The organism is Silanimonas sp. (assembly GCF_027530345.1).
In the GTDB taxonomy this organism is placed as follows: domain Bacteria; phylum Pseudomonadota; class Gammaproteobacteria; order Xanthomonadales; family Xanthomonadaceae; genus Silanimonas.
This window is the reverse complement of sequence record NZ_JAPZQK010000003.1, coordinates 118346-130143: the sequence shown is the minus strand read 5'-3', so window position 1 is coordinate 130143 and position 11798 is coordinate 118346. Positions and strand designations below refer to the sequence as shown.

Genomic DNA, 11798 nt, shown 5'->3' with positions numbered 1-11798 from the left:
GGCTCAACCCTGCGGGCCGGCGGCGGCCGGAACGGCGGAAGCGGTGCGGGCGGTCTCGTCGTTCGCCGACTTCATCGCGGCGAGACGGGCCTGGAACTCGGCCTTCGGCACGGCTTCGACCACGATCGGCATGAAGCCGTGGTCCTTGCCGCACAGCTCGGCGCACTGACCGCGGTAGATGCCCGGCTCGCGGATCTCGGTCCACTGCTCGTTGACGATGCCGGGGATGGCGTCGCTCTTCCAGCCGAGGGCCGGGACCCACCAGGCGTGGATCACGTCGTCGGCGGTGATGATGAAGCGGATCTTGGTGTCGGTCGGCAGCACGAGGCGGTTGTCGACGTCGAGGAGGTAGTTCGGATTGCTCGAATCCACCACAACGCCGCTCTGGCGCAGGCGGTCCGACTCTCGGTCGAGGCGGCTCGTGAAGCTGACGCCCTCGCCAACGTACTCATAGGTCCACAGCCACTGCTGACCGATGATCTTCACGGTCATCTCGTGGTCCTTGGTGTCGTAGGCCTCGATGACCTTGACGGTCGCCGGGTAGGCCATCACCACGAGGATCAGGGTCGGGATGGCCGTCCAGACGATCTCGAGCTTCGTGCTGTGCACGAAGGTCTTGTCCGGCACCGCGCCCTTCGACTTGCGGAACTTGACGATCGAGTAGGCCATCGCGCCGAACACGATGATGCCGATGACCACGCAGATCCACAGCATGATCATGTGCATGTCGTAGGCACGCTCGGCGGTGGCCGTGACGCCCGGCGTCATGTTCAGTTGCCACGGTTCCGCCTTCTCGGCGGCCCAGGCGAACGTGGCGCTCAGGCTGGCCAGGAGGCCGGCGATCGCGTGTTGGGGTCGGAACTTCTTCATGCCGATGACCTCACCTCAATGTTCGTTGGCCGGCGCACGGCCCGAGGCCGCCGCCAACATCCACCGCAGCCGCTCTGCGAGCTCGCTGCGCTCGCCGGGCGGCAGGAAACTGCCGATTTCCACCTCGCGCCCCTGCGACCCCAGCCGCAGGTGGTCCGGCGCGTCACGCACGCCCTCCGTGCGCAGTCGCACCCAGTAGGGATGCGCCTGGAACACGGCGGCGTCATCGGGCGAACGGCGCACTTCCAGCCGCTGCTCGCCCACGACGATCCGCTCGTAGCGGTCGCCCGATTGCCACACCCCGCGCAGCGCCACGGCCACGATCACGAGATCGAGCAGCGCGAACCACGGTGCGTAGGCGTTGCCCAGAGCGAACCCGTAGCCCGACACCGCCGCGACCGGCACCGAGATCAGTCCGAAGAGAACGAAAAACTGCCGCGACGTCAGGATGCGGCGAGGGCGCAGCACAAGCTGCGCCTCGGAGCCGGGAACCGACGGCGGCAGTTCATCGATCACGTGGGACGCGAACCGGACCTGCGACAAGGTGACGCAGTTTACGGCCCGGCCGTCGGGGGGGGCAAGCAAAGCCCTGTGAGTGAAGGCCCCGGGAGGCGGTACCGAGGGAATTTCCCGAGTCAAACAGCAGGGGGTTACGGGGGTTCGGGGCGGCGGGCACACTGCCGCCTTTCCTCGCCGCTGCCGGTCACCGCGTGAAGCCCATCCTCAGCCTCGAACTGCCCGCTGCGCCCGGTCCGGCGCGTGAACGCACCACCGCGGCCTATGCCCGCGACGAGTCGGACCACTTGGCCGAGCTGCTGGCCGCCGCCCGCCTTCCGGCCGACGTCCAGGCCAGGGTTCAGGCCACGGCCGAGGCGCTGGTGGAGCGGACCCGCGTCCGCGCCGCCGATCCGGAGCTGGTGCAGGCCTTCATGCGCCAATACGACCTCAGCTCCGAGGAGGGCGTGCTGCTGATGTGCGTGGCCGAGGCCCTGCTGCGCATCCCCGACCAGCTGACCGCCGACAAGCTCATTCGCGACAAACTGGGCGACGCCGCTTGGGAGAAGCATCTGGGCGGCTCTTCGTCCGTCCTGGTCAACGCCTCCACCTGGGGCCTGATGCTGACCGGCCGCGTGGTGAGCCTCGCCGAAGACACCCGCCGCGACTTCGGCGGCGCCTTCCGCCGGTTGGTCGCCCGGACCGGCGAGCCGGTGATCCGGCTCGCGGTGCGCCAGGCCATGAAGATCATGGGCCACCAATTCGTGATGGGGCGCACGATCACCGAGGCGCTGGAGCGCAGCCTCAAGGGCGAGAACGCCCGCTACCGCTACAGCTTCGACATGCTGGGCGAAGGCGCCCTCACCACCAAGGACGCCTCCCGCTACTTCCAGGCCTACAAGGACGCCATCGGCGCGATCGGCGCCTCGCTGCGCTCCGTGGGTGGCGCCGAGAGCGTTTTCGCAGCGCCTTCGATTTCCGTGAAGCTCTCGGCCCTGCATCCGCGCTACGAAGTAGGCAAGCGCGCCCGCGTGATGGCCGAGCTGACGCCGATGGTGCTGGAGCTGGCGCAGCACGCGAAGGCGCAATCGATCGGCTTCACCATCGATGCCGAGGAAAGCGAGCGCCTCGAGCTCTCGCTCGACGTGATCGGCACCGCGTTCGCGGACAAGAGCTTCGACGGCTGGGAGGGCTACGGCCTCGCCGTGCAGGCCTACCAGAAGCGCGCCCCCTTCGTGATCGACGAACTCGCCACGCTGGCGCGGCAGGTCGGCCGACGCATGCCGATGCGCCTGGTGAAGGGCGCCTACTGGGATTCCGAGATCAAGAAGGCCCAAGTGGAAGGCTTCGGCGGCTACCCGGTGTTCACCCGCAAAGTGAACACGGACGTCAGCTACCTCGCCTGCGCGCGTCGCATGTTCGCCGCCACCGATGCGCTGTACCCGATGTTCGCCACGCACAACGCGCAGACCATCGCCGCGATCCACGCCATGGCGAACGAAGGCGGCACGCGCCGTGACTACGAGTACCAGCGCCTGCACGGCATGGGCGAGGACCTCTACGCCGAGGTGATCGGCGCCGACCAGCTCGGCGTGCCCTGCCGCGTCTACGCCCCGGTGGGCTCGCACGAGGACCTGCTGCCCTACCTCGTGCGCCGCCTGCTCGAGAACGGCGCGAACTCCAGCTTCGTCAACCGCATCACCGACAGCCGCGTTCGCGCCGCCGACCTCGTCGCCGACCCGGTGGCCACGGTGGAACGCAACACCATCAAGCCGCACCCGCACATCCCGCAGCCGCGCGACCTCTTCCGCTCGCAGAACGAACCCCGGACCAATTCGATGGGCATCAACCTCGCCAACCACGCGCAGCTGCGCGACCTCGCCGCCAAGATCAACGCCGCCGTGAAGCACTGGTCGGCCCAGCCGCTGGTGCCGGGCGCATCGGCCTTCGGCGCGACCGTGAAGGTGACCAATCCCGCCGACCGCCGCGAAGGCGTGGGCGAGTACCTCGCCGCCTCGGAGGCCAACGTGCAGCAGGCGCTGGCGAACGGCGTGAAGGCGCAGCCCGGCTGGGACGCCCTGCCCGCCGCCAGCCGCGCGGTCATCCTTGAGAAAGCGGCGGACCTGCTCGAGGCGCGCACGCCGGAGTACATGGCGATGTGCGTCAAGGAAGCCGGCAAGAGCCTCTCGGCCTCGGTGGCCGAGGTGCGCGAGGCGGTCGACTTCCTGCGCTACTACGCCCTGCAGGCGCGCGAACTGTTCGCGCCGGTGAAGCTGCCCGGCCCGACCGGCGAGTCGAACCAGCTCACCCTGCACGGCCGTGGCGTGTTCGTTTGCATCAGCCCGTGGAACTTCCCGCTCGCCATTTACCTTGGGCAAGTGGCGGCGGCATTGGCGGCCGGCAACAGCGTGATCGCCAAGCCCGCGGAGCAGACGACGCTCGTCGCCTTCGCCGCAACCAAGCTGCTGCACGAAGCCGGCATCCCCGAGGACGTGCTGCAGTTCCTGCCGGGCGACGGCGCTACCGTCGGCGCCGGCCTGACGCGCGACCCTCGCGTGGCCGGCGTGGCCTTCACCGGCTCGAACGAGACGGCCTGGGCCATCAACCGCACGCTGGCGGCGCGCAATGCGCCGATCGCCTCGTTGATCGCCGAGACCGGCGGCCAGAACGCGCTGATCGCCGATTCCTCCTCGCTGCCCGAGCAGGTGGTGAAGGACGCCGTGGGTTCGGCTTTCGATTCCGCCGGCCAGCGCTGCTCGGCCGCGCGCGTGCTGTTCGTGCAGGACGACATCGCCGACAAGGTGATGCACATGCTCGCCGGCGCGATGGATGAGCTCGTGATCGGCGACCCGGGCCTGCTCAGCACCGACGTCGGCCCAGTGATCGACGAGGACGCCAAGCGCAATCTCGAGACGCATGCCGCGCGCATGGACAAGGAAGCCCGCCTCATCAAGATGGCGCCGCTGCCGGAGGCTGCCGCGCACGGCTGCTTCGTCGCCCCGCGCGCCTACGAACTGAAGTCGCTCTCGCAGCTCGACCGCGAAGTCTTCGGCCCGATCCTGCACGTGGTGCGCTGGAAGGCCGACAACCTCGATGGCGTCATCGCCGACATCAATGGCACCGGCTTCGGCCTGACCTTGGGCATCCACTCGCGCATCGACGCGACGATCGACCACATCGCGAAGAACGTCCGCGTCGGCAACTGCTACGTCAACCGCAACCAGATCGGTGCGGTGGTCGGCGTGCAGCCCTTCGGCGGCGAAGGCCTCTCGGGCACGGGCCCGAAGGCCGGCGGCCCGCACTACCTCGCCAAGTTCGCTACCGAGCGCACGCTCACGGTGAACACGACGGCGGCCGGCGGCAACGCCTCGCTGCTGACGCTGGCCGAGTAAGCGCGCGATGACGAAGCGCGGCGGAACGAAGCACGGCGGAACACGGCGCGGGGGCACGACAGGGCCGGTGTCCGGCACGACCTCCCCCGCCGTCCCGGCGGTCACGGGCCACGGGCCGCTGCGCCTGCGACGCTTCGTCGCCAACCCGGGCTTCATCGCGTTCACGCACGCGCTGATCGCGATCAACGCTGTGGCGCTGGGGATGGAAGCCCTGCCGCGCGCCAGCGAGTCGTTCGAAGGCTTGCTCGAAGGCCTGTTCGCCGTCTCGACGGCGTGGTTCGTCATCGAGATCGCGCTGCGGATGCTGGCGCACGGCAAGCCGCTGGGCGGGTTCTTCCGCAACGGCTGGAACACCTTCGATACCGTCATCGTCGTGCTGTCGCTGCTGCCGCTGGCCGGCGGTGTCGCCATCGTGGCGCGCCTCGCCCGACTGCTGCGGCTGCTGCGTCTCGTCTCCGGCAACGACCTGCTGCGCAGCTTCGTGGAACGCCGACTGCCGGCCGGGCTCCACCTTCTGGCGGCGACGTTCCTGTTGGCGCTGTCGATCTATGCCTTCGCCCTGGCCGGCTTCCATCTGGCCGGCGGCATGCTGGCCGAACCCGGCGCCTGGGCGGACCTGCCGAGCGCCCTGCGCAGCACGCTGGGCTGGAGCGTCATCGTCGCGGCACCGGCCCTGCCCTCGGAAGGCGCGGCGGGCACGGCGTGGCTGGTGGCCCTCGGTGCGACGCACCTCGCCTGGCTGGTGCTGACCGTGCGCGGCCTGTTCGGCGCGGGAGCCAAGCCATGAAGGCCGTGCTGATGCTGCTTGCCCTCGTGCTGCTGGCGCTCGCCGGCGTGATCGGCGTGCAGCGGGCGAACTTCGTCCGCGTGGCCGTGCCGACGAGCGGGATCGTCGTCGACATCGAATCGCGCAACACGCGCTGCGGACGCAAGCCGCGCCGGGCCTGCACGAAGTTCACCGCGGTGGTCGAGTACACGGTCGCCAATGACACCCGCCGTATGCGTACCGGTGCGGGCCAATCGCGCGGCCGCGACGAGCCCGAAAGCGAGGCCCGCTTCGACGTCGGCGATGCGTTCCCGCTGCGCGTCCATCCGGGCACGCGCGAGGCCTTTCCCGACGACACGATGGGACTGTGGGGCCTGCCGATCCTGCTGGGCCTCGGTGGCGGAGTCTTCGCCGTCTTCGGGCTGTGGGGCGCCGGCCGGCGGCGTTGAGCCCGCCTCATCCGCGCGGGGCGCGCACCAACCGGTTGCGGCCCTCGGCTTTGGCCACGTAGAGCGCTGCGTCGGCGGCCTGCAGCAGTTTCTCCGGCGTGTCGCCGGCGCTGGGGCGGACGGCCTGCACGCCGATGCTCACCGTCAGCTGCAGCGGCACGCCCGCAGCATCCAGCATCGCCCCAGCGATGCGCTCGCGGAACGCCTGCAATTGGGCAAGGGCCTCCTCGATGCTGCCGCCGGTGAGAAGGACCACGAACTCCTCGCCGCCGTAGCGCACCAGCAGGTCGTCCTCGCGGCGGAACGCGGCGCGCAACTCGGCGGCCATGGCGCGCAGCGCGCCGTCGCCCACCGGGTGGCCGTGGCGGTCGTTGACGTTCTTGAAGTGGTCGATGTCCACCATCGCCACCACCAGCGGCAGGCCATTGCGCGCGCACAAGTGCAGGCGCGCCGGCAGCTGCTCGTCGAGGTGCATGCGGTTGCCGAGGCCGGTCAGCGGGTCGCGCCGGCTGGATTCGGCGAGCTTCGCGTTCGCGAGCTGCAGCTTGGCATTGAGCCGCCGCAGGGACACCGACCAGGCGAGCAGGGCCAACAGGCCGACGAGGATCGGCACCGTGGTGCGCCAGAACCAGCGCGAGTCGAAGCCGGTATCGAAGCGGACGGCGAGCCAGCGGTTGAGGATCGGCTGGCGCTCCTCGGGGCTCAGCGAGGCGACGAGGCGTTGGAAGATGCGGCCGAGCTGCGGCTCGTCGTTGCGGGTGGCGATGGCCGGGCGCGTGAAGTCGCCGGACCAGCCGGCGATCTTCAGGTCGACGATGCCGTCGCCCTGCAAGGCATGGCCGATGCTGGCCATGTTGCCCAGCATCCCGAACAGCTCCCCGGCCTGCACCTTTTCGAACCCCTCGCGATAGCTGTCGACCTCGACCAGCCGGATGCCCGGGTACTGCTCGCGCAGCGTCTTCACGGTGGAGAAGCCGCGCATGATCCCCAGCGGCTCGTCGAGCACCTGCACAAGATCGGTGACGTGGTGGACGTCGCCGCGGGTGACGATGACGCCGGGGATGTCGATGTAGGGGTCGGTGAAATCGAACCAGCCCTCCCGCTCCCGCGTGCGCGTGACCATGGAGAGCAGGTCGCACTCGCGGGCCTGGGCCTTGGCCATCGACTCCGCCCAGGACGCGGTCGGCACGAGGCGAAGCTCGATGCCGGCACGGGCCGACAGCAAAGACATGACATCCGCGCCGATGCCGACATGGCGCCCGGAGGCGTCGACGCTCTCGAGTGGCGCCCAGGCGGGATCGACGCACAGGCGCAGCGGGCCCTTGGCGTCGAGGTAGGCGCGCTCGGCCGGCTCGAGGACGAAGCGCGGGGGAGGGCCCGCGTTCGCGCCGGTCGCCAGCAACACCAGAAGGAGGGCCGCGCATCGCATCGGCCGAGTGTGCAAGAGGCCGCCCGCCCCCGCCAGCGCCCTGCGCGCGGCGGGGCATCCATGGCAGGCTTACCGCCCATCCCGGTGGTTCCTTCGAATGCTCCTCGAGTACTACGGCTTCGCCGAAGCGCCGTTCTCGATCACGCCGGACCCGCGCTTCGTCTACCTGAGCGAGCGCCACCGGGACGCGCTCGCACACCTGCACTACGGCATCACCCAGGGCGGTGGTGGCGGCTTCGTGCAGCTGACCGGCGAAGTCGGCACGGGAAAGACCACGCTGTGTCGGCTGCTGCTGGAGCAGCTGCCCGAGAACGTGCGCGTCGCCCTCGTGCTGAACCCGCTGCTTTCGCCGGTGGAATTGCTCGAAGCCATCGCCGAGGAGTTGCGCCTCGAGATCAGCGCGGTGCGCGGCAGCCTGAAGGGCCTCTACGACCGGCTGAACGCTTATCTCATCGACGCTTATGCGCAGGGCCTGCGCGTGGTGGTGATCATCGACGAAGCGCAGAACCTCTCGAAGGAGGCGCTGGAGCAGGTGCGCCTGCTCACCAACCTCGAAACGCCGACGCAGAAGCTGCTTCAGATGGTGTTGCTCGGCCAGCCCGAACTGCGCGACCTGCTCGACCGCCCCGAGCTGCGCCAGCTCGCCCAGCGCATCACCGCGCGCTTCCACCTGACGCCGCTCGACGCCGACGAGGTCGAGGCCTACGTCCGCCACCGCGTGGCCGTGGCCGGCGCCACGCGCTTCCCCTTCACCCGCCTCGCGGTGAAACGGCTGCACCACCATGCCGGCGGCGTGCCGCGGCTGGTGAACGTGATCGCCGAGCGCGCACTGCTCGCCGGCTACGCGCGGGACGAGCATCCGGTCGGCGAACGCCTGGTCGATCTCGCGGCGCGCGAGGTACTGGTGCGGCCGCTCAAGCGCCTGCCGAAACCTTCGATGCCGGTGGTGGTCGGCGCGGCCCTGGCGATCGGCATCGCGCTGTTCGCGCTGGCGCCGCGACGCTCCTCGGCGCCGCCGACGCCCGAGCCCGCCGCGGGGCTGTCCATACCGATCCCGCCGCCGCGCCTCGATGGGGCGACCCTCGCGGCCCGGCTTCGGCAACTCGACGACTCGCCGGCGCCCGCCGCGGCCGAGCTGATGCGGATGTGGGCGGTGCGGGCACAGGAGGCCACGCCGCGACGCCTCGCCGACTGCCCGCCCGTGCTCGCGCCAGGCCTGCTGTGCCAGACCGGCACCACCAGCCTCGACGCCCTCGTGGCGCTGCAGCGCCCCGCGCTGGTCCAACTGGACGGCGACGACGGTCAACGCGTCTGGGCGGTGCTGCTCGGCGCCGATGCGCTGCGCGTGCGCCTGTGGCTCGGCGACATCGCCGTCGACATCCCGCGCGTCGACTTCAACCGCCATTTCCGCGGCCGCCACTTGTCGATCTGGCGCGGCCCCTTGGCCTTGGCGCGCGTTCCCGCCGAAGGCGAAACAGGGCCGGAAGTGGATTGGCTGGCCTCGCGACTGGCGGCGCAGCGCCAAGCGGCGATGCCGCAGGGCCCTTCGGAGTTCGACACCGCCCTCACCGGCGCCCTACGCGACGTGCAGCGGGTGCACGGGCTGGCCGTCGACGGCGTGCCGGGCCCGGCCACCTTGCGCTCGCTCGGCGCGGAACGCAGCGACGGCCCGCGGCTGCGTCGGGCCTTGGATTGAGGGCCCGGCCGTGTCGCTGATCCTTGAAGCCCTGCGCCGCTCGGAAGCCGAGCGCCGTCGCGCCGCGCTGCCGACCCTGCTAGGGGATGTCGGCCCCGCACGCCCGGCCCGGACCTCGGTCTGGCCGATGGCGCTCGGCGGACTCCTGCTCGGCGGGCTGCTGGCCGCCGCCGCGGCATGGTGGTGGGGCGTCGGTCGCGGGGCGCCGGCAGCGGCGGTCGAGCTTTCGAGCGCCTCGCCGGTCGCGGTGGTCGCGAGCCCCGAGATGCCGATCGAACCCGTGCCCGCAGCTGCCTACGCGCCGCCGCCTTCGCAGGCGCCGATCACCCCGGCACCGCGGCCGGCGCCCGAGGCCGCGCCGCCCTCGCCCGCCCCGGAGATCCAGCCCCTCGTACCGGCGGCGCCGGTCGCCGAGACCACGATCACCGCGCCCATCGAGCCCGAGGCGGTGAGCCCCGCAACATCGGACTCAGGGCTCGGCCCGCGCGACGGCGACCTGCCCTGGTCCGCGGTGGCCGGCGATGCGTTGCCACCGCTGCGCGTGTCCATGCACGTGTATGCCGACGATCCGGCGCGCCGCTTCGCCATCGTCGACGGGCAGCGTCGCCGCGAAGGCGAAACCCTGCAGCCCGGCCTCACGCTGCTCGAGATCCGTCGCGACGGCCTGCGGCTGGGCTGGCAGGGCCGCGTGCTCTGGATTCCGCGCTGATGGTGTTCGTCGATGCGCCGGGACGCCGCCACGTGATGTGGCGCTGGGCTACACCCCTCGTGCTCGTGCTGTGCGTCGGCGCGTTCGCCCTGCTGGCGTTCGTCGACCGCGCCACCCATGACGCGTTGCTGCTGCGCTGGGGGGCACTCTCGGCCGCCGCCGCCGACTGGCGCAGCCTCTTGCAACCGGAGCGTGCAGCCACCCTAGTGACCACACTCGGGCTGCACAGCAGCGGCACCCATCTGCTCGGCAACATGCTGTTCCTGCTCGTGTTCGGCCTGCCCGCCGAGCGTGCCCTTGGCTCATGGCGCCTGCTCGCGCTGTTCGTGGCGGGCGGCGCGCTGTCGAATTTCGTGGCGGCGCTGTCGATGGACCGGCCCGACCGCGTGATCATCGGCGCGTCGGGCGCGGTGTCGACGCTGATCGGGGCCTACCTCGCGCTATTCCCCAATGCGCGCCTCGGCGTCGTGCTGCCGCTCGGCCTCTGGCTGGAATTCGTGCGTATGCCGGCCGTCGTGCTGATCAGCCTGTGGGTGGTGCTGCAGTTGCTCTTCACCTGGGCGGGCCCGAGCTTCGGCGCCGTCGCGTGGTGGGCGCACCTCGCCGGTTTCGCCTTCGGCTTCCTCGTGGCGCTGGCGGTGCGGGAATCGTTGGCGCGCCGGTCGCGACTGCGCGCCTGAATACCGCAGTTATCCCGCGCTCGTGGCGCGCCGGGCCGTCGCCTGCCGCGCCGCGGCCGCCTGCTTCACCCGGCGCAGGGCTTCAGCCACCGCGGATTCGCCCTCGACGATCACGCCGGTGGCGTAGCCGTCGGGCACCTCGGCATCGCCGGAGAGATGCGTGGGCAGGTCCTGCTCGCGCAACCCGCGAATGGCGGTGCCCGGCAGCGTGACATCCGGAAGGATGCCGGCAGCCTGGATCGAACGCCCCGACGGCGTGTAGTAGCGCGCGGTGGTGAGCTTCAACGCGTCGCCGTTGCCGAGGTCGACCACCGTCTGCACCGAGCCCTTGCCGAAACTGCGCGCACCGAGCAGCAGGGCGCGGCGCTGGTCGCGCAGCGCGCCGGCGACGACTTCCGCCGAGCTGGCGGTGCCGACATCGAGCAGCACGGCGATGGGCGCGCCCTGCAGCGCATCACCGGCCCCGGCGCGGTACAGCACGTTCGACGTCGCGGTGCGGCCGCGGGTGCTGACGATCGGGCCGCCTTCGAGGAACAGGTCGGCGACTTCGATGGCGGTGGTGAGCAGGCCGCCGGGATTGTTGCGCAGATCGAGCACGAGGCCGGAGAGCGGGCCGCCCGACGCGGCCTGCAGCGCGGCGAGCTGGCGCTTCAGTTCGTCGGCGGTGTCGCCTTCGAAATAGCCGATGCGCAGGTAGCCGTAGCCGGGTTCAAGCAGGCGGCCACTGACGCTCGAGAGCGCGATGCTCTGCCGCACCAGCACGACGTCGCGCGGCAGGGCTTCGCCAGGGCGCAGCAGCGAGAGGCGGACGCTGGTGCCGGCAACGCCGCGCAACGCGCGCGACGGATCGGGATCGCGCAGGCTGCCAGCCGGGCGGCCGTCGATGGCGACGATGACGTCGCCGGTGCGCAGCCCGGCCTTGTGCGCCGGGCCGCCGTCGATGGCGCCGATGACCTTCAGGCTGCGGTCCGGCCGGACCTCGACCTCCACGCCGATGCCGTCGTACATGCCCTGCACTTCCTCGGCGAGGGCGCTGGCACTGGTGGCGGGCAGGTAGGCGCTGTGCGGGTCGAGGTCGGCGAGCAGCGCGCGCACCGCGGCCTGCATCAGCGTGCGGTCGTCGATCGGGTCGACGTAGCCCTCCTGCACCGTGCGGAAGACCTCCGCGAAGCGGCGGATCTCCTCGAGCGGCACGGCCGACGACGGCGCGGGCGCCAGCGGATCGGCGGCGACGTCAACCTGCGCCCGGAGGGGCGTTGAGGCGGCGAGCGCAAGGAGGATCGGAAGGGGGGAGAGTCGCATGGCGTCCACC

10 protein-coding genes are annotated in these 11798 nt (G+C 71.0%); 6 read left to right on the top strand and 4 right to left on the bottom strand.

Annotated elements, in window-relative coordinates; all coding sequences use genetic code 11:
- Positions 1-3: 3 nt before the first annotated feature.
- Entirely contained in the window at positions 4-870 is an 867-nt protein-coding gene (coxB, locus tag O9255_RS01775) for a cytochrome c oxidase subunit II (RefSeq protein ID WP_297865106.1), read from the bottom strand.
- Positions 871-885: 15 nt separating this feature from the next.
- Positions 886-1383, bottom strand: a complete 498-nt coding sequence (locus O9255_RS01770) for a DUF2244 domain-containing protein (protein ID WP_343228696.1) — start codon at positions 1381-1383, stop codon at positions 886-888.
- Positions 1384-1547: 164 nt separating this feature from the next.
- Between O9255_RS01770 and putA the strand changes: the two genes are divergently transcribed.
- From putA to O9255_RS01755, 3 genes are all read left to right on the top strand, one after another.
- Entirely contained in the window at positions 1548-4757 is a 3210-nt protein-coding gene (gene putA / locus O9255_RS01765; RefSeq protein ID WP_297865167.1) for a bifunctional proline dehydrogenase/L-glutamate gamma-semialdehyde dehydrogenase PutA, read from the top strand.
- 67 nt (positions 4758-4824) lie between these two features.
- Positions 4825-5544, top strand: a complete 720-nt coding sequence (locus tag O9255_RS01760) for an ion transporter (RefSeq protein ID WP_297865104.1) — start codon at positions 4825-4827, stop codon at positions 5542-5544.
- Complete coding sequence (locus O9255_RS01755; protein ID WP_297865103.1) at positions 5541-5972, top strand: DUF3592 domain-containing protein; 432 nt, start codon at positions 5541-5543, stop codon at positions 5970-5972. The genes O9255_RS01760 and O9255_RS01755 overlap by 4 nt, the downstream gene beginning before the upstream one ends.
- Before the next feature lie 7 nt (positions 5973-5979).
- On the opposite strand, the gene O9255_RS01750 is transcribed toward O9255_RS01755, so the two are convergent.
- Positions 5980-7401 (bottom strand): diguanylate cyclase, encoded by a 1422-nt coding sequence (locus tag O9255_RS01750; protein ID WP_297865102.1) that lies wholly within the window; start codon positions 7399-7401, stop codon positions 5980-5982.
- A 97-nt stretch (positions 7402-7498) separates the two neighbouring features.
- Here O9255_RS01750 and O9255_RS01745 point away from each other — a divergent pair, with 97 nt between their 5' ends.
- From O9255_RS01745 to O9255_RS01735, 3 genes are read left to right on the top strand one after another with little or no spacing between them, the layout of a single operon-like run.
- On the top strand, positions 7499-9097 hold the full coding sequence (locus tag O9255_RS01745) for an ExeA family protein (protein WP_297865101.1): 1599 nt from the start codon (positions 7499-7501) through the stop codon (positions 9095-9097).
- A gap of 10 nt (positions 9098-9107) precedes the next feature.
- Positions 9108-9806 (top strand): general secretion pathway protein GspB, encoded by a 699-nt coding sequence (locus O9255_RS01740; RefSeq protein ID WP_297865100.1) that lies wholly within the window; start codon positions 9108-9110, stop codon positions 9804-9806.
- Positions 9806-10486: a rhomboid family intramembrane serine protease gene (locus tag O9255_RS01735; protein WP_345781349.1), complete on the top strand. Its 681-nt coding sequence runs from the start codon at positions 9806-9808 to the stop codon at positions 10484-10486. The genes O9255_RS01740 and O9255_RS01735 overlap by 1 nt, the downstream gene beginning before the upstream one ends.
- Before the next feature lie 9 nt (positions 10487-10495).
- Here the strand turns inward: O9255_RS01735 and O9255_RS01730 are convergent, their stop codons facing one another.
- Complete coding sequence (locus O9255_RS01730) at positions 10496-11788, bottom strand: S41 family peptidase (RefSeq protein WP_297865099.1); 1293 nt, start codon at positions 11786-11788, stop codon at positions 10496-10498.
- Between the last annotated feature and the right edge of the window lie 10 nt (positions 11789-11798).

Excerpts from the sequence above, each read along its gene's own strand:
- O9255_RS01750 (WP_297865102.1), bottom strand. The coding sequence starts at position 7,401 with ATGCGATGCGCGGCCCTCCTTCTGGTGTTGCTGGCGACCGGCGCGAAC.
- O9255_RS01755 (WP_297865103.1), top strand. The coding sequence starts at position 5,541 with ATGAAGGCCGTGCTGATGCTGCTTGCCCTCGTGCTGCTGGCGCTCGCC.
- O9255_RS01735 (WP_345781349.1), top strand. The coding sequence starts at position 9,806 with ATGGTGTTCGTCGATGCGCCGGGACGCCGCCACGTGATGTGGCGCTGG.
- O9255_RS01730 (WP_297865099.1), bottom strand. The coding sequence starts at position 11,788 with ATGCGACTCTCCCCCCTTCCGATCCTCCTTGCGCTCGCCGCCTCAACG.
- O9255_RS01745 (WP_297865101.1), top strand. The coding sequence starts at position 7,499 with ATGCTCCTCGAGTACTACGGCTTCGCCGAAGCGCCGTTCTCGATCACG.
- coxB (WP_297865106.1), bottom strand. The coding sequence starts at position 870 with ATGAAGAAGTTCCGACCCCAACACGCGATCGCCGGCCTCCTGGCCAGC.